Source organism: Arthrobacter sp. T572, assembly GCF_056780115.1.
In genome coordinates, this window is sequence record NZ_JBRAZQ010000002.1 from 2,219,734 (window position 1) to 2,239,043 (window position 19,310).

Consider the following 19,310-nt stretch of genomic DNA (forward strand, 5'->3'; position numbering starts at 1 on the left):
GGATGAATCCACAAGGAAAGGACCTCCCCACATGAGGCTTGAAGGCTGGCATCTCATTATCATCATCGTCCTGGCTTTGGTGCTGTTTGCCGCACCCAAGCTGCCGTCCATGGCGCGCAGCATCGGCCAGTCCATGCGGATCTTCAAGTCGGAAGTCCGCGAAATGAAGAAGGACGGCGCCTCCGACACCAAGGACACGCCTGCAGCCTCCGACGCCGTCGAGGGCAAGGTCGTGGACCACCCGGACGCCAAGGCCAGGAACAACGGCGAAACCGACGTTCCGCCCTCCAACCGCGTCTAAGAAGAAGTGGTACAGACGAAGGGGCGCAAAGCCAACCCCGAAGCCAGGATGGCGCTCCTTGACCATCTGAAGGAGCTCAAGAACCGGCTCTTCAAGGCTGCCATTGGTGTCATCCTGGGTACCGTGGTGGGCTTCATCGTGTACCAGCCGCTCCTGGAGGCCTTGATCAAACCGATCAAGGACCTCAATGAAAAGGAGGGCCGTGCCGCAACACTGAACTTCGACGGCGTTGCCAGCTCCTTTGACCTCATGGTCCAGGTTTCCGTGTTCCTCGGACTGCTCGTCTCCAGCCCAGTCTGGATCTACCAACTGTGGGCGTTCATCGTTCCCGGCCTGCATAAGAAGGAACGGCGCCTGGCGCTGTCGTTCGTTGCAGCCGCCGTTCCACTCTTCATCGGCGGTGTCCTGCTCGCATGGCTGGTTCTGCCCAATGCCGTCCGGGTGCTCACTGACTTCACTCCCAGCGGCGCGTCGAACTTCATCACCGCCCAGGTATACCTCGCCTTTGTCTTGCGCCTGCTGCTGGCATTCGGCATTGCCTTCCTCGTGCCGGTGGTCCTGGTCGGACTGAACCTTGCGGGAATCGTGAAGGGCCGGCAACTCATCAAGAGCTGGCGCATCACGATCTTCCTGGTGTGCCTGTTCGCGGCCATGGCCGCTCCCGGTGCCGACGCGATGAGCATGTTCTACCTGGCAGCGCCCATGCTGCTCCTGTTCTTTGCCGCGATCGGAGTGTGCGTCCTGAACGACCGCCGCCGGGAGCGCCGCGCAGTAAAGCGGGCTGCTGAGACAGAAGCCACGGCCGATATCGCCACCCCGGCGTCCGATCTGGAGAATCTGTAGACCCAAGCCCACTAGGCTTGATGCATGTCCTTTACGTCAGCCTCTCCATCTCCCTCGGACCGCTATCAGGCAGCAGCCCAACGGGCCGCTGAGGCCAAGAGCTACCTGGGAGCGTTTGCCCGCTCCCTGGACTTCGAGATGGACGATTTCCAAAGGGAAGCCTGCCGTTCCCTGCAGGAAGGCAGGGGAGTCCTGGTTGCTGCCCCTACGGGTGCGGGCAAGACGATCGTCGGTGAATTCGCAATCTATCTGGCACTCCAGCGCGGGCTGAAAGCCTTCTACACCACGCCCATCAAGGCGCTGAGCAACCAGAAGTTTTCGGAACTGGCGGAAAAGTACGGCTCCGGCAATGTGGGCCTGCTGACCGGTGATACCACCATCAATGGAGACGCTCCCGTGGTGGTCATGACCACTGAGGTCCTCCGCAACATGCTCTATGCAGACTCAGAGACCCTGGGTGACCTCGGCTTCGTGGTCATGGACGAGGTCCACTACCTCGCGGACCGCTTCCGCGGCGCCGTCTGGGAAGAAGTCATCATCCACCTGCCCAGCGAAGTACAGGTCGCCTCGCTCAGCGCCACGGTCTCCAACGCCGAGGAATTCGGCGCCTGGCTGGACACGGTACGCGGCCACACGGACGTCATCGTGTCCGAGCACCGCCCGGTGCCCTTATGGCAGCACGTGATGGTGGGCCGGGAGATCGTGGATCTTTTCGCCGGCGACACCACCTTCGACCAAATCGCGGTGTCGCTGCCGGACGATGAAGTACCGGACCTCAGCGATGCCGAGGACGCGCCGGACGAGGCAGCCCTGCCGGCAGCGGCCCGTAAATCCGTGGCCACGCGGGCCGGCCGCCCGTCGGCCCGGCAGCCGGTCACCGGTCCGGAATTCGAAGTGAACCCTGAATTGCTGGCCATGGCCCGTTCTGAGAGCCGGATGAACTTCAACGGCAGGTTCGGCCATGGCGGCCGCAGCAGGCGCCGCCAGGACAGGAACCGCGATGACCGGCACACGGCAGAGCAGCGCAGCCCTGTGCGCAAGGCCAGCCGCCCGCAGGTCATTGACAGCCTCAACCGCCAGGGGCTCCTTCCCGCAATCACCTTCATCTTCTCCCGCGCCGGGTGCGACGCCGCGGTAGCGCAGTGTGCTGCCTCCGGACTCTGGCTTACCACGGAACGCGAACAGCTGATTATTGCCCAGCGGGTTGATGAAGCCAGCCACGACATCCCCGCCGACGATCTTGATGTCCTGGGTTTCTGGGCCTGGCGGGACGGCCTGGTCCGGGGTTTCGCGGCGCACCACGCCGGCATGCTGCCCACCTTCAAGGAGGTGGTGGAGAAGCTCTTCGCCGATGGCCTGGTCAAAGCGGTCTTCGCCACCGAGACCCTTGCCTTGGGGGTCAACATGCCTGCCCGCTGCGTGGTCCTGGAAAAGCTGGAGAAATTCAACGGCGAAGCCCACGTGAACATCACAGCAGGGGAGTACACCCAGTTGACCGGGCGCGCCGGACGCCGCGGCATCGATGTCGAAGGCCATGCCGTGGTGCTGTGGCAGCCAGGAACCGATCCGGCGGCGGTTGCCGGCCTCGCATCCCGCCGGACCTACCCCTTGAACTCCAGTTTCAGGCCGACCTACAACATGAGCATCAACCTGATCGCGCAGTTCGGCCGCGTCCGTGCGCGCGAGATCCTTGAATCGTCGTTTGCCCAATTCCAGGCGGACCGTTCCGTGGTGGGTCTCGCCCGGCAGGTTCGTGGCCGCGAAGAGTCCTTGGCCGGCTATGCCAAATCCATGCAGTGCCACCTGGGCGACTTCACCGAATACGCCAGGCTCCGCCGGGAGCTGGGCGATGCCGAAAAGTTCGCCGCGCGCGACCACCAGAGGGCGCGGAAATCGAGGGTGGCCGATTCCTTGACGCGCCTCTTGCCCGGGGACGTCATCAGCGTGGACAGCGGCAGGCTGGCGGGTTACGCCGTCGTGCTTGATTCCGATCCCAACGCCCGCGAGCCGAGGCCCTCGGTGCTGACCTCGGACAGCCAGCTGCGGCGCATCAGCGTCCACGACGTCGAGGCGCCTGTTGTGCCGGTGACCCGGATCCGCATTCCCAAGTCCTTCAACGCAAAGGTTCCCAAGTCCCGCAGGGACCTCGCCTCTTCTGTGCGCCATGCCGTGAGCGAGGAAGCCCCCCAGCGCAGGCGCAACAGCAGGCATGAAGACTTCGGCCTCGGAGCGCGCATGCCGGACCAGGAGCGGAAGATCACCGAATTGCGCAGGGCGCTGCGGGCCCACCCCTGCCATGGCTGCAGCGAGAGGGAGGACCACGCCCGCTGGTCAGAGCGTTGGTGGAAGCTCCGCAAGGAAACCGACGGATTGGTCCGCCAGATCCAGGGCCGCACCAATACCATTGCCAAGACCTTCGACCGCGTGTGCGATGTCCTCTCCGCGTACGGCTACCTGGAAACCCACGACGGCGGCAGGGTCGCCATCAGTGCAGACGGCCAGCGGTTGCGCAGGATCTATGGCGAAAAGGACCTTTTGATATCGCAGGCGATCAGGCAGGGCGCCCTCAATGACCTCGACGCTGCCGAGCTCGCCTCCCTTGCCAGCGCGCTGGTGTACCAGGCGAAGCGGGAGGACCGCGGCCTGCGGCCCCGGATGCCATCCGTCTCCTTGGAAACTGCCGTGGACATTGTGGTCCGGGAATGGTCGCAGCTGGAGGACACCGAAGAGCAGAACCGCCTCCCACTGACCGGCGAACCGGAACTTGGACTGGTCTGGCCAATGTACAAGTGGGCTAAAGGACGGCATCTTCAGGATGTCCTCAACGGCACCGACCTCGCCGCCGGAGACTTTGTCCGCTGGGCCAAGCAAGTAGTGGACCTGTTGGACCAGCTGGCCAAAATTCCGCAACTCGACCCCCGGATTGCCCGGATCTGCCGCGACGCCATCGATCTCGTCCGACGGGGTGTGGTGGCGTACTCCACTGTCGCCTGATTCCGGTCTATTCATCTTAAGAACGTTCTAGGAGCACACCGCATGAACCAGCCAGGCCAGGCAGCCGGCACCTCCCGCGACCGCAAGGTCACCCTGTACCGCAACGGGTCGATCTATACGGCCGCCGATCCCTTTGCCACGGCGATGGTGGTTGACGGGGACACCGTAGCCTGGGTCGGCTCCGAGCAGGCGGCCACTTCCATCGCGGACGATTCCATGGACATCATCGATCTCCGCGGAGCGCTGCTGGCGCCCGGTTTTGTTGACTCGCACGCCCACCTCACCGAAACGGGACTCGCCCTTGCCGGGCTTCAGCTGTCAGGCGTCGCATCCGCCCGTGAACTGCTCGACGCCGTTGCCGCCGCCCCCGGAACCGGGACGGTCATCGGGCACGGCTGGGACGACACCACATGGCGCGACCGCAGCCTTCCCACGCTTGAAGAACTTGACCGGGCTTCCGGCGGACGCCCCGTGTACCTGTCCCGGATCGATGTCCACTCGGCCCTCGTCTCTGCGTCACTGGCGGCTGAAGCCGGGCTGCCGGGCCAGGACGGCTTCAGCGGCAGCGCGCAGGTGGTGCGTCAGGCCCACACCACCGCACGCCTCTTCACGCGGCAGTTCAACGAAAATGACCGACGCACTTACCAGGAGCTTGCACTTCGGCAGGCGGCAGCGCACGGCTACGTTGCCCTGGCCGAGATGTCGGCTCCCCATATCGGTGGCCCGGAGGACCTTCGGTCTGCGGCTTCGTGGAACGACAATGGCAATGTGCCGCAGATCCTGCCGTACTGGGGCGAACTGGCCGGCTCCCAGGATCACGCCCGGCAGATTCTCGATGACCTGGGCGTCCACGTGCTGGGACTGGCAGGAGACCTCAACATCGATGGCTCCATCGGTTCCCGGACGGCTGCGCTGAAAGACGATTACTCGGACGCACCGGGACAACGGGGCAGCCTGTACCTGTCCGCGGACGATGCAGCCAAACACCTTGCTGCCTGTTCATTGCTGGGCATCCAGGGCGGTTTCCATGTCATCGGCGACGCGGGCCTGGCTGCTGCCCTGGAAGCCTTGGACGCTGCAGCCGCGGAAGTCGGCGCCCAGCGTGTCCGGGCGGCGGGACACCGGTTCGAGCATGTGGAACTGGCTGACCAGGCCGCGGTGGAGAAACTCGCCGAATACTCGGTCACAGTAAGCGTGCAACCCGGGTTCGATGCAGCCTGGGGAGCACCCGGCGGCCTCTACGAGCAACGTTTGGGAGAGCGAAGCCGAACCATGAATCCCTTCGCTTCCTTCTACTCCAAAGGGGTGCCGGTTGCGTTCGGCAGCGACAGCCCGGTGACACCCCTCAGCCCCTGGTCCAGCATCAGAGCCTGCCTGGAACACAGCAACCACGCAGAGCGTATTTCCGCCAGGGCGGCGTTCCTTGGGCACACCCGTGCCGGCTGGCGCGCCAGCAAACACCGGAACCCCCTTATGGGGCAACTGGTTCCCGGCGCTCCCGCCAGCTTTGCCGTGTGGGAAGTCGAGGAACTGATGGTGCAGGTCGCGGACAGCCGCGTGCAGTCATGGAGCACCGATCCCCGGGCCAGGACGCCACTGCTTCCGGCGCTTGATACCGGCAGCGACCCTCTCTGCCTGCAGACGGTCCGGGAAGGCAGTGAGTTGTTCGCCCACGAATCCCTCCGGGTCTAGGGCGAATTTGTTGGTTGGCCACAAAGCGCCGCCTGACCTCGCCCTGTGGACCGGCCCGCAGCACCTCCTGCGCCCGAACCTGCACTGTGTTCCGCATTACAGCCGCAGTCCGGGGCTCCTTCCTCGTCCTATAATGGAGAGTTGCGCCAGGACGCCGGCCCGTCGGGGCCGGCCCGGCACACACTGACCGCTCCATCAAGGAAAGGCCTCTTCTTGCGTGTCCTGACGATCATCCCTACCTACAACGAGCTGGAATCGCTTCCCAAGACACTGGGTCGACTGCGCACTGCAGTCCCCGAGTCGGATGTCCTGGTAGTCGACGACAACAGCCCGGACGGAACGGGACAGCTTGCCGACGGCATCGCGGCGGATGACAGCCAGGTGCACGTGCTGCACCGCAAGGGCAAGGAAGGCCTGGGAGCTGCCTACATCGCAGGTTTCAAGTGGGGCCTCGCAGCAGGTTACGACATCCTGGTGGAGATGGACGCTGACGGTTCCCACCAACCGGAGCAGTTGCCGCTCCTGCTCGACGCAGTCAAGGACGGCGCCGACCTCGCCATGGGGTCGCGCTGGGTTCCCGGCGGCAGCGTGGTCAACTGGCCGCTTTACCGCCAGGCAATCTCCAGGATTGGCAGCACCTACGCGCGAATCATGTTGGGCGTCAAGATCAAGGACGTCACGGGCGGTTACCGCGCGTTCCGCCGCTCCACCCTTGAGGCCCTCAAACTCGACGAAGTCGAGTCGGTGGGCTACGGATTCCAAGTGGACTTGGCCTGGCGCGTGGCCAAGCTTGGCCTTCGCATCGAGGAACGCCCCATCACGTTCGTGGAGCGTGAGCTTGGTGCCTCGAAGATGAGCGGCAACATCGTGGTCGAGGCCATGATCAATGTCACCAAGTGGGGCCTGTCCTCCCGTTGGGCGAAACTTACCGGCAAGCGGCCGGCACTGGCCAAGTAGGCTCCTCTGCATTAAGAAAGCCGGGCCGGCTCCCCGAGGGGGAGCCGGCCCGGCTTTCGTTCAATCAGCGTTTATCAGGCGGAGCGACGCTCTCCGCGGCGCTCACGCAGGATGTTGAGGCGGTCTTCAAGGATCTGCTCCAGCTCAGGAAGCGTACGGCGCTCAAGGAGCATGTCCCAGTGAGTACGGACCGCCTTTTCATTGGCGTCAACAGGACGCTCACCGTCAACCAGCAGCGCTTCCTTGCCGGTCTTGGAAACCCAAACGGGAGGGATCTCGGCTTCGGCGGCAAAAGTCACGAAGACCTGCTCGCCGTCCTCGCACCGGTATTCGACCCGCTGGCGCGGCGCCGGCTCGACACCGGATTCGGTTTCCATGCTTTGGGCGCCAAGACGCATACCCCGCAGGCTGCGATCGCTCATGATTACTCCCTCTGTCTGTCCGCGGGGCCGGAGCCCCGCGCTTGCCGCAAGTCGTTTGCACGGTCCTCGCGGACTACTTCTGCACACCTTGCATCACACATTGCAACGCTCGGCGAAGCTTAAATGTTCCATCCACGCTGTACCAGCCGGACAAATATCCCATTATACGCAGGTAGGCCACCTGCCTCAAAACCGCTGTTAACTGAAGGAGCGGCCGGCCCTGTGGCCGACCGCTCTTGTCAGGTACTTCGCCTAAGCGGAAGGCCTTGGAGGCTCCGTGGCCGTTGCCGGTGCGCCGTCCTTGGGACCAAACAGTCCCGCCACGGGTGAGTCGCCGTTGGCCCCACCCAGCGCCCCGCCGATGCCCTTGAGAGCCTCACCGACCTCGCTGGGAATGATCCACAGCTTGTTGGAGCTGCCCTCGGCCAGCTTGGGCAGCGTCTGCAGGTACTGGTAGGCGAGGAGTTTCTGGTCCGGATTGCCCTTGTGAATGGCATCAAAGACCTTCTGGATGGCTTGGGCTTCACCGTCAGCACGAAGAATCGCCGCCTTCGCATCGCCTTCTGCAGCCAGGATGGCGGCCTGGCGCTGGCCCTCGGCGGTGAGGATCTGCGATTGCTTGGTGCCTTCGGCCGTAAGGATGGCTGCACGGCGGTCACGTTCGGCCCGCATCTGCTTTTCCATGGAGTCCTGGATGGAGTGGGGCGGATCAATGGCCTTCAGTTCCACCCGGGAAACGCGGATGCCCCACCGGCCTGTGGCCTCGTCGAGGACACCCCGGAGCTGGCCGTTGATCTGGTCGCGTGAGGTCAGCGCTTCTTCGAGGTTCAGGCCGCCCACAACGTTGCGGAGCGTAGTGGTGGTCAGCTGTTCCACAGCCTGGATGTAGTTGGCGATCTCATAGGTAGCGGCCCGGGGGTCCGTCACTTGGAAGTAGACCACCGTATCGATTGACACCACGAGGTTGTCCTCGGTAATCACCGGCTGCGGCGGGAAGGACACTACCTGTTCGCGAAGGTCCAGGAGGGGCAACAGCCGATCCACGAACGGTATCAGGATGGTGAGTCCAGGGTTGAGCGTGCGCTGGTACTTGCCGAGGCGTTCCACGACGCCGGCACGAGCCTGCGGGATGATCCTCACCGACCGGACCAACACGATTATGACAAAAATGACCAGAACAATCAGCACAATTGCCGCTGCTGTTCCTCCCAGGCCGTCCATACATCTCCTTCGTTCCCCAATTGCGTGGTCTGATGCGGCCTTCCGCCGGCGGAAACGCCCGGCTCCCGCAGTAATACGTTGGTGGTTCAGCCAGGCGTGGTGTCGCCGGCGGTGGAGGCGACTACCGCCGTCGCACCGTCAATCCTGGTGACCCGGACCGTGGCCCCGGCGTCGAGAATGCCGTTGGTGCTGCGCGCGCTCCAGACGTCGCCGCCGATCTTGACCAGGCCGCTGGTTCCGGTGACGGCTTCGAGGACCACAGCGGATTGTCCGATCAGGCGGTCGATGTTGGTCCGTTGCTCGGCTGGTCCCTTGTGAAGGTGCTTGAGCGCAACCGGCCGGACGAAAGCAATCATGAGGAGGGAAACCACGCTGAAAATGACGATCTGGAGCCAAAGGTCCGCTCCTGCGAAGTCTGCGATCAGGCCCGCCAGGGCTCCACCGCCCAGCATGATGAAAAAGAGGTCGAGGGTGAGCATCTCCACCACTGCGAACGCGAGGAAAACAGTAAGCCACAGGGCCCACCAGTTCTCACCAAGCCATTCAAACATCATTCCCCCTTGATCCCGGACCCCCTTTGAGCAGGGGACACAGTCACTGTTCCTCCATCCTAGCCCGTGGATCCGGTAGCGTCAGGAAGCTGCCGGGCGGGGGATAAATGTGCTGATCCGGAACTTGGCCGTGGGGCTGAAAACACCCTCCAGGCCGGCAAGTTCCGCAACCGCCGCCGGGCTCAGGTGATGTCCTGCGGGCCCCATGAAGGCGAGGTCGGCCAGGTCCGGTCCGGTGAGGGTCAGCCGGACGTCCAGTTCCTGGTCGTCCCCGGGTTCAAAGTATGGGTTAAGGGAGGCACGCAAGCGGTCGGCTTTGCCTTCCTCGATGGCCAGCAGGCCCGCCTGTGCAGCAACCCCGGCAAGGTGGCCGGGTCGGGGTGTCACCACCACCAAGGTGCCGCCTGGACGGAGGACGCGCACGAATTCCTCCGGATTCCGTGGCGCGAAGACCACCATCACCACGTCCACGGAGTGGTCGGCCAGCGGGAGCGGCCGCCAGATGTCCCACACGAGGTTCACCGCTTGTGGATTAGTACGCGCGGCCCGTCGCAGCGCGTACTTGGAGATGTCCAGACCAACAGCCGACGCGGAAGGCACGCGGTCCAGGACGGCGTGGAGGTAGTTTCCGGTCCCGGTTCCGGCGTCGAGGACTACGGCGCCAGGGCGGGACAGCCGCCCGGCAACGTGCCCGGCAAGTGCGGACGACAATGGGGCGTAATGGCCGCCGTCCAGGAAGCGCCGGCGTGCTTCCACCATGCCTGGGCTATCGGCTTCGAAGACGGTGCCCTTGCCCGTCAGCAGGTTGAAATAGCCTTGTTTTGCAGCGTCGAACCGGTGTCCGGCCTGGCACGCCAGGGTCGGCGGCCGGCTATCCAGGAGCCGGAGCGTCCCTTGGCACACGGGACAACGCAGGGCTTGGACAGCAGGGGAGGACATGGCTTCAATCCTACGGTGGTCGGAGTGTCCGATGCGGGGCGCCGGGCCCATGCGGCTAGGCTCACCCACGTGAAACCCGAGCAATTGCCCTTGGTCAATACATTGTCCGCTCCCGCCATCCATCCCGATGGCAGCCGGGCCGTGGTCTCCGTGACGAGACCCGATTTCAACGCCGATGATTACGTTGGCCAGTTGTGGAGTGTTCCGTTGGATCCCACCAAGTATCCCAGGAGGATCACCCGCGGTTTCCGCGACACGGCGCCTGCGTTCTCGCCGGATGGCCTGGTCCTGGCTTTTCTTCGGCCGGATGCCGACGGCAAGCCGCAGTTGTTCGTGGTGGAGTCCGCCGGTGGTGAGCCGCAACGCGTTACCAACCAGCGCTGCGGTGTCAGTGGTTTCTCCTGGGCACCGGACTCCCACAGGATCGTCTTTACCGCCCGGGTGCCGGAGCCCGGCCGCTACGGAACGGTCGACGGCGTCACTCCCGGTAGGGAGGATGCCCGGCTGATCGCTGTGAACAAGTACCGCATGAACGGGGTGGGGTACGTCAGCGACCAGCGCCTGCAGGTGTTCGTCCTTAATCTTCCGGAACTGGGCGGCGAGCCGGTGGTCAAGCCACGGGGACGCGCCGCGCATGAAATGCCCGCCGCGGAATTTGCGGACGTACCGGCAGCGCGTCAGCTCACTTTCGACGATGCCGACCACGACGGAGCGACCTTTTCCTCAGACGGCCGGCATATCTACTTCCTTGCTGCTGCGCATGAGGGCAACGACAACGACCTCGTCACCTCCATGTACAAGGTGGCGGCAGCAGGCGGCGACGCCTCCGTTGTCCATGCCGGCCACTCCGGCCCGCAAAACGTCACAGCCGTCCGCGAGTCCGCCAACGGGCGGTCGCTTTTCTTCACCGCGCAGGACTTGGGGGAGTCGGGCACGGATTTCGTTGCCCGCAATTCCGTGCTGTTTGCCGTGTCCCTCGGCCAGCCCGGGGAAGGCCCGGCAGAACCGGTGGCGCTGACCGACGCCGAGCACCTGGATGTCTCCGGCCCCTTGGAACAGAACGGACCCGACAGCGTCCTGGTGCTGAACACGGTTGCCGGAACGGTGGAACTGCTCACCGTCTCGTCAGCGGGCGACATCACACCGCTGGTGTTCGGACCGAAAGTGGTCACCGGGGCGACGGTCGCCGCCAACGGTGAAATCGCGGTGAGCTTCCAGGACGGCTCGACGGCGGGAGATGTGGCTTCGCTGGAAGGCGGAGAACTCCGGCTGCTAACGGATTTCTCTGCAGCCCTCAGGAATTATTCGCGGATTGTGGAGCCCGTCGCGTTCGAGGTGGAATCCGGTGACGGCCACCCCGTGCACGGCTGGGTTGTCCTGCCTGACGGACCGGGGCCACACCCAGCGCTGCTCACCATCCATGGGGGACCATTTGCGCAGTACACCGGGGCGTTCTTCGACGAAGCCCAGGTGTACGCCGCTGCTGGTTACGCGGTGGTGATGTGCAATCCGCGTGGTTCCTCAGGTTATGGGCAGGCCCACGGCCGCGCCATCAAGGGTCAGATGGGAACCCTGGACATGCAGGATGTGCTGGCATTCTTTGACGCGGCAGTGGCAGCCCACCCGGTCATCGACGCCGCCCGCGCGGGAATCATGGGTGGCTCCTATGGCGGCTATCTCAGCGCCTGGATCATCGCCCACGACCACCGGTTCGAGGCGGCTGTCGTGGAACGTGGTTTCCTGGACCCGGTCAGTTTCGCCGGCTCTTCGGACATCGGGTGGTTCTTTGGGGGCGAATACACCGGCGGAACACCGGAACAACTCCTGGCTCAGAGTCCCATGGCCGTGGCGTCCGCGGTGAAGACGCCCACGCTGGTCATCCACAGCGAGAACGATCTTCGCTGCCCCCTGGAGCAGGGCCAGCGCTACTACGCAACCCTGAAGGCGAGCGGGGTGGACACTGCCTTTTTGGTGTTTCCCGGTGAGGACCATGAGCTTTCACGCTCGGGAACGCCGCACCACCGGCGGCAGCGGTTTGAGCACATCCTTGCTTGGTGGGCGGTGCATCTGCCCACCCCGCTGAATCCTGCGATTTCGGCCTAAGGGCACAGGAAACCAAGGCCCCGGCGTGCTTCATCGATGTCCGGCTGTGACCAGCGGGCCGAGTGCTCGGCATTGCTGGACAACGACCGAAGTTCGGCCCTATCAAGGTAGAGGGTTCCACGAAGATGGTCGGTTTCGTGCTGCACGATCCTCGCCTGCCAGCCGGAGAACCATTCCTCCACAGGAGTTCCCGCAGGAGTTGCATACTTCAGTTCCACGTTCCGATGCCTGGTTACGACCGCCTGGTATCCGTTGACGGACAGGCAGCCTTCGTAGAAGGACGCGGTTTCCGTTCCCAGTGGATGGTAGGCCGGGTTGATGACCGCCATGAATTCCAGCGGGTCCCTGTGGCGGACAGCGGCCGCTGCCGGATCAAGTTCGTATTTGTCCTCCAAAACAGCCACTTGGAGGGGTACGCCCAGCTGTGGCGCAGCAAGTCCCACCCCCGGCGCCGCGTGCATGACCTCACGCATGAGGTTGATGAATGCTTCCAACTCGGCATCGTCGACCTGGCCGTCGAAGGGTGCTGCCAGTTGCCGGAGAACGGGATGTCCGGCCTGCACAATCGGGGGCATCCCCTCTGCATCGAGCAAACGCCGGACGGCGTCCTTGATCTGATGCCGCGTGTAGTCAGTGGCCGGACCTTGTACGGCCGTCATCGGTTGGTGCGTCATGCTCCGAGCCTAACGCCAAGCGCCGGCGGCCCTCAGTCCTGGCACAACCGGGCTGTGGGTTAGGCTCTTCGAATGAGCAACAGCACCCTCGACCACGTCATCGGTTTCGTTAGAACAGTCGAGGCCGGCGGCGGCGCAGAGGACATCAGGCCGTACCTGGATCCGGAATTCACGCTGACGGAGTGGCCGCACGCCCTCTCCAAGATGGGGTCCACCAGGAACCTGGAGCAAACCCTGACCGGTGCCGACGACAGCAAGAGCATCGTGGCGGACCAGAAGTTCGAGATCGTCCGCACCACCTGCGAGGGCAACCGGGTGGTGCTGGAAATGAACTGGTCAGCCAGGATACTGCTTGACCTTCCACATTGGGATGCGGGGGAGACCATCCGTGCGCGAAGCACCGCAGTCTTTGAACTGAGGGATGGACTGATCGTCAGCCAGGATACCTACGACTGTTACTACACCGCCGCTGGATAGTCGCGCGCAGCCGGCGGTGATGGCCGGCCACGCATGGTGAACCGGCTTTCAACGAGCCCGGCAACGGCCGTGGACTTCAGGGCGGATGCAAAAAGGCGGTTCCTGGCCGAGAGCAACGCGGGCTGCATGGGCCTTCCCAGAAACATGTTCAACCCCGCTTGGAATGAGGCGCGGGAGGCGGCCCGGATCCGCTCCTTCTCCCACGCCGGCAGGTCATGGTCGACCCGTTCCCCACGGTGTGCTGCACCTATGACCGGCGCCAGGGACGCGGCGTCCAGCCACCCCAGGTTCATCCCTTGCCCGCCGATGGGACTGATCTCGTGGGCTGCGTCGCCCAGGAGCATTACACGCCCGTGGACCATCCGCGGTGCAATCCGGGACTGCACCTCGAACGCACTCAGCATTGTGGTGGTGGACGGGTCTACCGGGACGCCGGTCCTGGCGGTAATCAACGCTGCCAGGGCACCCGCCGTCGAGCCCCTGTCCGGGGCGCCAAGGCGGGCGACCCACCTGCGGATCCCGCCGGGCAAGGGAAACGACTCGACTATCCCATCGGGTTCGAGGTACAGGACCGCCTGGTTGCCGTGCCCGGTTCCGTCGGCAAAATCGCCCATGAGGTAACTGTCCGGATAGCGCCGCACTCCAAGGCGCGGCATGAGCCGGCGACGGACCAGGGAGTGGGCACCGTCGGCGGCTGCCAGGAACCGGCATTCAAAGGTGGCATCGCCGTCGGGCCCTGCAGCACGGATGGTGACCGCACCGCCGTCGTCGATAAAGCTCCGGACGTCAGCTCCCCGGATGACCGCTTCCGGGTCCAAAGCCACCACGGCCTGTTCAAGAATCTGCTCGGTGACCGGCTGCGGGACGGCGAGGATGTAGGGGAAGCCAGGGTCGCCTTGGAAGGGCAGTTCTGCGACCTTCCTTCCCCGGCTGTAAGCGACGCCCTTGGGGATGCGGATCCCGCCCGAAACCAGGGGGCCCGCCAGCCCTGCCCGTTCCAGCACCGCCAGCGCAGGAGGATGTATTCCGATGGCCCGTGAACGGCCGCTGCGGCCCTCCCGGCGCTCCAGGATCCGGACCTTCAGTCCCTGCTGCAGCAAGAGCACACCGAGGAACAGCCCGACCGGCCCGGCACCCACGATGCCGACGTCAATCCTGCCCATCGGGGCCGCTCCCGTCGCCATGCACCAGCAGATGGTGCCAGGGTCCGTTTGGTTCCACCCGCCACCCGGGCGGTGCGATCGCCGCCAGTTCGCCGGGGGTATAGCTGCGGCGGATCGAGGTAAGTCCATCGCCGCAGATGAAGGAACCAAGCCCGAGTGGCCAGAATCCCGCCAGGAACAGCCAGTAAGAGATGTTGCTTCGGGTGAGGTCATTGTGGAGGGCCAGATGCGCGGCCAACCGCTCCGAATCCGCCAGGACCCCCATCAGTTCTTCCCTGTGGAGGTGATGGAGCAAGTGGTTGGACAGGACGACGTCGAATGAACGGCCCTCTGCCACGAGGTCAGCGCTGTGCGCCTGCCGGTAAGTCACCCCCGGCACTGCGGCTGCCCTCATCGCAAAGGCGAACGCCCGCTCATCAGGGTCGATCGCCGTCACCTGCAAGTCGAAGCCGTCCTTCCGGGCCCACCTGGCCAGGCTCCGGGCAACGTCCCCACCGCCACTGCCGATGTCCAGCAAGGACAGCGAACCCCGGGAGGCAAGCAGGGGCCTGATCCTGCTGCGGTAGGTCCGCGGCCATTCCGACAGAAGCCTGTTGACCACCGGGAACCTGGCGTAGCTGCGCTCCAGGCGTCGAAGGTCGCAGTCCGGTTTGTCCATCTCCTCGACGGCGGCAAGGTCCCTCTCCCGCAGGGCGCCCCAGGGAGTCACAGGGCAGGGGAGACCAGCGTCAGGAGGGCTGTCTCAACCGTGAGTCCAGGACCAAATGCCATGGAACATATCCGCTCCTCGCGGTCCTGGGCCGGCCTGTCCAACAGGTACTTAAGCACGAACAGCACCGTCGCGCTGCTCATGTTGCCGTATTCCCGAAGCGTTTCGCGGGCAGGAACCAGCTGCTCCCGGGTGAGCTCCAGCCTGGACTCAACCTTGTCCAAAATACTTCTCCCGCCAGGATGGATGGCCCAGTGCGTGATGTCCTTGTACGGCCGGGCGGCCAACTCCGGTTCCTTGGCAAGCAGCGGCTCAAGGGCCCCCGTGATGTGCTCTTCGATGATGTGCGGCACGTACGAGCCCAGCACCATCTCGAAGCCTTCGTCCCCAATGTTCCATGCCATGGCTTCTTCACCCACCGGCGTCAGGACAGTTTCGAAATGATCCAACCTGAGCACAGGTTCGGGACCCTGGGGTTCGCGCGCCGTGACGATCGCTGCGGCGGCGCCGTCGCCAAAAATGGCTGAGCCCATGATCGTGTCAGGGTCGTTCGACGTCCTGACATGCAACGAACACAATTCCGCACAGATGACCAGCACCACAGCTGACGGATCTGCCGTGCAGAACTGCCTGGCGGCCCTTAGCGCGGGGAAGGCTGCATAGCAACCCATGAAGCCCAGGTGATAGCGCTGTACGGCCGGATTAAGGCCCAGAGCACGCACCACCTTGTAATCAGGTCCGGGGTTGAAGAATCCCGTGCAGGAGACGGTGACAACATGGGTGATGTCGTCCAGGTCAAGATCCGGGACGCCTGCGATGGCGGCCTTCGCTGATTCAATGAAGAGCTTGGTGGCTTCCGTGGCGAAAATTTCATTGCGGACTTTGGTGCTGGGGCTCAACACCTGATTCAGGCCCGGATCAAAGAACTTGGGATTCTCCGGATGTGCATCCAGGCTCAGTTCCTCGACGGCGGTGTAGCGGGTATCGATGGCGGCTGAATCGAAGCAGGTGGAAACGAGTCGTGAACCCAGGCGGGTCAGCCCGGGCTGCGCGGCAAACACGTCACGCGCCTGGGACTGGACGAGGATGGTCGGCGGAACTGCGGTTTCAAGGGACCTCACGTATACCGGCATGCTTCATTCTTAGTGAGTATGGTGTGGAAGACAATGCCCTGCCCGCCATCCGCCGGCCGGGTCGCGCCATTCCACGGCCCGGCGGACCGTGGGTTTAGGGTGGACACTGGCGTTGCCGCAGGCGTGGCAACCAACGAGAATCGAAGCTACTGGCCGTGGCCGGCCAGTTCCAAGAACGCGGCGCCGACGGGGGACTGTTGGGCAGCGCCGCCCAGCAGATGGAGAGACGATGAGCATTGACGCGAGGACCGACACCCAGGCCTCTGCCACCCACGTTGCGGACACCCACGACCTCATCCGGGTGCAGGGTGCGCGCGAGAACAACCTCAAGGACGTCAGCATCGACATCCCAAAGCGCCGGCTTACGGTGTTTACAGGCGTGTCCGGCTCGGGGAAGAGCTCCCTGGTATTCGGCACCATCGCTGCCGAATCCCAACGCATGATCAACGAGACCTACAGCGCATTCGTCCAGGGTTTCATGCCTTCTTTGTCGCGGCCCGATGTAGACCGGCTGGAAGGACTGACCACGGCCATCATCGTCGACCAGGAACGAATGGGATCGAACCCGCGCTCCACGGTCGGCACCGCCACGGACGCCAACGCGATGCTGCGGATCCTGTTCAGCCGCCTGGGCCAGCCGCACATCGGCTCGCCCAACGCCTATTCCTTCAACGTCCCCACCGTCAAAGCCAGCGGCGCCATTACGGTGGACCGCGGCGAGGGCAAGACGAAGACCGAGAAAGCGTCCTTCAACCGGCTGGGCGGGATGTGTTCGCGATGTGAAGGCATGGGATCCGTCAGCGACTTCGACCTCACTGCCCTCTACGATGAGACCAAGTCCCTGAACGAGGGCGCACTCAGCGTGCCCGGTTACACAATGGATGGCTGGTACGGGCGGATTTTCAGCGGCTCCGGCTACTTCAACATGGACAAGCCGATTGCCAGGTTCACCAAGAAGGAACTCCACGATCTCCTGTACCGTGAACCCACCAAAATCAAGGTGGAAGGCATCAACCTCACGTACGAGGGGATCATCCCCAAGATCCAGAAGTCGATGCTGTCCAAGGACGTCGATGCCCTCCAGCCACATATCCGGGCCTTCGTGGAGCGGGCCATCACGTTCACCACCTGCCCGGAGTGCGAGGGCACCAGGCTGAGCCCCGAGGCCCGGTCATCCAAGATCAACGGCAAGAGCATCGCCGATGTCTGCAAGATGCAGATCAGCGACCTGGCCGGTTGGATCCGTGTGCTGGACGAGCCGTCGGTGGCACCCCTTCTCAAGGGGCTCCAGCACCTTCTTGATTCGTTCACCGGGATCGGGCTCGGGTATCTGTCCCTGGACCGCCCAGCCGGAACACTGTCCGGGGGAGAGGCCCAGAGGACCAAGATGATCCGCCACCTCGGATCGTCCTTGACCGATGTGACCTATGTGTTCGACGAGCCCACCATCGGCCTTCATCCCCACGACATCGAGCGGATGAACCAACTGTTGGTCCAGCTCAGGGACAAAGGCAACACAGTGCTGGTGGTTGAGCACAAGCCTGAAACCATTGCCATCGCTGACCATGTGGTCGATCTCGGCCCGGGTGCAGGTACGGGCGGCGGCACTGTGTGCTTCGAAGGGGACCTGGACGGGCTGCGGGGGAGTAACACCATCACCGGCCGGCATCTGGACGACCGTGCCGGTATCAAGGATTCGGTCCGGACGCCGAAGGGCCGTCTTGAGATCCGCGGCGCATCCACCAACAACCTGAAAAACGTGGATGTGGACATCCCGCTCGGTGTCCTGTGCGTGCTGACCGGCGTTGCGGGTTCCGGCAAGAGCTCATTGATCCACGGTTCGGTGGCAAAGCGGGATGGCGTGCTGGTGATCGACCAAGGAGCCATCCGTGGGTCCCGGCGCAGCAATCCGGCAACCTACACCGGACTGCTGGAACCCATTCGCAAGGCATTCGCGAAGGCCAACGGCGTCAAGCCCGCACTGTTCAGCTCCAACTCCGAAGGCGCGTGTCCCACCTGCAACGGCGCCGGCGTGATCTATACAGATCTCGGCGTCATGGCCACCGTCGAGTCGAACTGCGAGGAATGCGAGGGAAAACGCTTTCAGGCCTCGGTGCTGGAGTACCGGCTCGGCGGCAGGAATATTGCAGACGTGCTTGCAATGTCGGTCAATGAAGCTGAAGAGTTTTTTGGTGGCGGTGACGCCCGTACGCCTGCTGCCCACAAGATCCTGGACAGGCTTGCCGACGTCGGACTCGGGTACCTGACGCTTGGCCAGCCACTGACCACCTTGTCCGGCGGTGAACGCCAGAGGCTGAAGCTCGCCACGCAGATGTCCGAGAAAGGCGACATCTACATACTCGATGAGCCGACCACCGGGTTGCATTTGGCTGATGTGCAAAATCTGTTGGGCATGCTGGACCGGTTGGTCGAATCCGGCAAGTCAGTAATCGTGATCGAGCATCACCAAGCTGTCATGGCCCACGCCGACTGGATCATCGACCTTGGACCGGGCGCAGGACACGACGGCGGAAGGATCGTTTTCACAGGAACGCCCGAGAAACTCATCGCCGACGGTTCAACGCTGACGGGCAAGCACCTTAGGGCTTATGTAGGCGCCTGACGCAGCCCCTTCCGGATCTCGCCAAACTGGCAGCGGGACGTGTTGGTGTGGGACGAGTTGGCGTCTGCTCCGGGCGCATGAAGTCCGCGTCGTAGGTTGAGTGCATGAAGGCACGGCTTGTTGATGAGCGAGACACAGTATGGGAATCGACCACCTCTGATTTTCGGGTCTTCCTGGTGGACGGTCATTCTGTGTCGGCTTTTAATCTTGATTCCGTGAGCCTTGCTGAGGCTTCAGCATGGGCCGGTGAGAACGCGCCTCCTAGCGTCAAGGTTTCCGTCGCTTTGCGAGAAGTCGATGCTGCAGGGCAGCCTGGATTACGGTGGCTAGTTGGTCAGCCGGTATGAGGAAGAGGCGCTTGAGGCGGAATAACAACCATGAGGCCAGCACGAGTTGTCCATATCATGAGTCATGAGCACGCTTCCTAAGTCCTTGTCTCCAGTTTTAGCCCTGCTTCTGGCGGGCTGTGCTGGATCGCAAGCGGGGTCGTTTCAACGTTCCATCAGCG

Annotated in this window: 16 protein-coding genes; 8 read left to right on the forward strand and 8 right to left on the reverse strand. The window is 63.7% G+C overall.

Going from position 1 to position 19,310, the window contains the following annotated elements:
- The first annotated feature begins 31 nt into the window (after positions 1-31).
- The 5 genes from tatA to ACUYMZ_RS11455 all read left to right on the forward strand — a co-directional run bounded on the left by tatA (position 32) and on the right by ACUYMZ_RS11455 (position 6,787).
- The gene (gene tatA, locus ACUYMZ_RS11435; RefSeq protein ID WP_442422652.1) at positions 32-301 is read left to right on the forward strand and encodes a Sec-independent protein translocase subunit TatA; all 270 of its coding nucleotides are present in this window, start codon (positions 32-34) and stop codon (positions 299-301) included.
- 6 nt (positions 302-307) lie between these two features.
- On the forward strand, positions 308-1,144 hold the full coding sequence (gene tatC, locus ACUYMZ_RS11440) for a twin-arginine translocase subunit TatC (protein ID WP_481603412.1): 837 nt from the start codon (positions 308-310) through the stop codon (positions 1,142-1,144).
- A gap of 24 nt (positions 1,145-1,168) precedes the next feature.
- Positions 1,169-4,138, forward strand: coding sequence for a DEAD/DEAH box helicase (locus tag ACUYMZ_RS11445; RefSeq protein WP_481603414.1), 2,970 nt, complete (start codon positions 1,169-1,171; stop codon positions 4,136-4,138).
- A gap of 42 nt (positions 4,139-4,180) precedes the next feature.
- The gene (locus tag ACUYMZ_RS11450; RefSeq protein ID WP_481603416.1) at positions 4,181-5,830 is read left to right on the forward strand and encodes an amidohydrolase; all 1,650 of its coding nucleotides are present in this window, start codon (positions 4,181-4,183) and stop codon (positions 5,828-5,830) included.
- A gap of 213 nt (positions 5,831-6,043) precedes the next feature.
- Positions 6,044-6,787 carry a polyprenol monophosphomannose synthase gene (locus tag ACUYMZ_RS11455; protein ID WP_481603418.1) on the forward strand — a complete coding sequence of 248 codons (744 nt, stop codon included), beginning with the start codon at positions 6,044-6,046 and terminating at the stop codon, positions 6,785-6,787.
- 74 nt (positions 6,788-6,861) lie between these two features.
- Here ACUYMZ_RS11455 and ACUYMZ_RS11460 read toward each other — a convergent pair whose 3' ends face one another.
- The 4 genes from ACUYMZ_RS11460 to ACUYMZ_RS11475 form a co-directional block, all read right to left on the reverse strand.
- Complete coding sequence (locus tag ACUYMZ_RS11460; RefSeq protein ID WP_397321881.1) at positions 6,862-7,209, reverse strand: RNA polymerase-binding protein RbpA; 348 nt, start codon at positions 7,207-7,209, stop codon at positions 6,862-6,864.
- A 252-nt stretch (positions 7,210-7,461) separates the two neighbouring features.
- The gene (locus tag ACUYMZ_RS11465; RefSeq protein WP_426002720.1) at positions 7,462-8,430 is read right to left on the reverse strand and encodes an SPFH domain-containing protein; all 969 of its coding nucleotides are present in this window, start codon (positions 8,428-8,430) and stop codon (positions 7,462-7,464) included.
- A gap of 86 nt (positions 8,431-8,516) precedes the next feature.
- Positions 8,517-8,981: an NfeD family protein gene (locus tag ACUYMZ_RS11470; protein ID WP_481605862.1), complete on the reverse strand. Its 465-nt coding sequence runs from the start codon at positions 8,979-8,981 to the stop codon at positions 8,517-8,519.
- Between the two features lie 81 nt (positions 8,982-9,062).
- A complete protein-coding gene (locus ACUYMZ_RS11475; RefSeq protein WP_481603421.1) occupies positions 9,063-9,920 on the reverse strand; it encodes a methyltransferase domain-containing protein in 858 nt (285 codons plus the stop codon).
- A 69-nt stretch (positions 9,921-9,989) separates the two neighbouring features.
- Between ACUYMZ_RS11475 and ACUYMZ_RS11480 the strand changes: the two genes are divergently transcribed.
- Positions 9,990-12,023, forward strand: a complete 2,034-nt coding sequence (locus ACUYMZ_RS11480) for a S9 family peptidase (protein WP_481603423.1) — start codon at positions 9,990-9,992, stop codon at positions 12,021-12,023.
- On the opposite strand, the gene ACUYMZ_RS11485 is transcribed toward ACUYMZ_RS11480, so the two are convergent.
- The gene (locus tag ACUYMZ_RS11485; protein ID WP_481603425.1) at positions 12,020-12,697 is read right to left on the reverse strand and encodes a peptide deformylase; all 678 of its coding nucleotides are present in this window, start codon (positions 12,695-12,697) and stop codon (positions 12,020-12,022) included. The genes ACUYMZ_RS11480 and ACUYMZ_RS11485 overlap by 4 nt on opposite strands.
- 72 nt (positions 12,698-12,769) lie before the next feature.
- On the opposite strand from ACUYMZ_RS11485, the gene ACUYMZ_RS11490 reads away from it, so the two are divergent.
- The gene (locus ACUYMZ_RS11490) at positions 12,770-13,174 is read left to right on the forward strand and encodes a nuclear transport factor 2 family protein (RefSeq protein WP_481603427.1); all 405 of its coding nucleotides are present in this window, start codon (positions 12,770-12,772) and stop codon (positions 13,172-13,174) included.
- Here the strand turns inward: ACUYMZ_RS11490 and ACUYMZ_RS11495 are convergent.
- Genes ACUYMZ_RS11495 through ACUYMZ_RS11505 form a run of 3 tightly spaced genes read right to left on the reverse strand, consistent with a single transcriptional unit; the run spans position 13,156 to position 16,179 of the window.
- Positions 13,156-14,337 (reverse strand): FAD-dependent oxidoreductase, encoded by a 1,182-nt coding sequence (locus ACUYMZ_RS11495; protein ID WP_481603429.1) that lies wholly within the window; start codon positions 14,335-14,337, stop codon positions 13,156-13,158. The two genes, ACUYMZ_RS11490 and ACUYMZ_RS11495, sit on opposite strands and share 19 nt — an antisense overlap.
- Positions 14,324-15,046, reverse strand: a complete 723-nt coding sequence (locus ACUYMZ_RS11500; RefSeq protein ID WP_481603431.1) for a class I SAM-dependent methyltransferase — start codon at positions 15,044-15,046, stop codon at positions 14,324-14,326. The genes ACUYMZ_RS11495 and ACUYMZ_RS11500 overlap by 14 nt, the downstream gene beginning before the upstream one ends.
- Positions 15,043-16,179 (reverse strand): type III polyketide synthase, encoded by a 1,137-nt coding sequence (locus ACUYMZ_RS11505; protein WP_481603433.1) that lies wholly within the window; start codon positions 16,177-16,179, stop codon positions 15,043-15,045. The genes ACUYMZ_RS11500 and ACUYMZ_RS11505 overlap by 4 nt, the downstream gene beginning before the upstream one ends.
- A 229-nt stretch (positions 16,180-16,408) precedes the next feature.
- Between ACUYMZ_RS11505 and ACUYMZ_RS11510 the strand changes: the two genes are divergently transcribed.
- A complete protein-coding gene (locus ACUYMZ_RS11510; protein ID WP_481603435.1) occupies positions 16,409-18,802 on the forward strand; it encodes an ATP-binding cassette domain-containing protein in 2,394 nt (797 codons plus the stop codon).
- Positions 18,803-19,310: the final 508 nt, after the last annotated feature.

What these genes read in the sequence shown, in the direction of transcription:
- ACUYMZ_RS11495 (WP_481603429.1), bottom strand. Translation starts at nt 14,337, where the DNA reads ATGGGCAGGATTGACGTCGGCATCGTGGGTGCCGGGCCGGTCGGGCTG.
- ACUYMZ_RS11475 (WP_481603421.1), bottom strand. Translation starts at nt 9,920, where the DNA reads ATGTCCTCCCCTGCTGTCCAAGCCCTGCGTTGTCCCGTGTGCCAAGGG.
- ACUYMZ_RS11445 (WP_481603414.1), top strand. Translation starts at nt 1,169, where the DNA reads ATGTCCTTTACGTCAGCCTCTCCATCTCCCTCGGACCGCTATCAGGCA.
- ACUYMZ_RS11460 (WP_397321881.1), bottom strand. Translation starts at nt 7,209, where the DNA reads ATGAGCGATCGCAGCCTGCGGGGTATGCGTCTTGGCGCCCAAAGCATG.
- ACUYMZ_RS11465 (WP_426002720.1), bottom strand. Translation starts at nt 8,430, where the DNA reads ATGGACGGCCTGGGAGGAACAGCAGCGGCAATTGTGCTGATTGTTCTG.
- ACUYMZ_RS11485 (WP_481603425.1), bottom strand. Translation starts at nt 12,697, where the DNA reads ATGACGCACCAACCGATGACGGCCGTACAAGGTCCGGCCACTGACTAC.
- tatA (WP_442422652.1), top strand. Translation starts at nt 32, where the DNA reads ATGAGGCTTGAAGGCTGGCATCTCATTATCATCATCGTCCTGGCTTTG.
- ACUYMZ_RS11470 (WP_481605862.1), bottom strand. Translation starts at nt 8,981, where the DNA reads ATGTTTGAATGGCTTGGTGAGAACTGGTGGGCCCTGTGGCTTACTGTT.
- ACUYMZ_RS11490 (WP_481603427.1), top strand. Translation starts at nt 12,770, where the DNA reads ATGAGCAACAGCACCCTCGACCACGTCATCGGTTTCGTTAGAACAGTC.
- ACUYMZ_RS11510 (WP_481603435.1), top strand. Translation starts at nt 16,409, where the DNA reads ATGAGCATTGACGCGAGGACCGACACCCAGGCCTCTGCCACCCACGTT.
- ACUYMZ_RS11450 (WP_481603416.1), top strand. Translation starts at nt 4,181, where the DNA reads ATGAACCAGCCAGGCCAGGCAGCCGGCACCTCCCGCGACCGCAAGGTC.
- ACUYMZ_RS11505 (WP_481603433.1), bottom strand. Translation starts at nt 16,179, where the DNA reads ATGCCGGTATACGTGAGGTCCCTTGAAACCGCAGTTCCGCCGACCATC.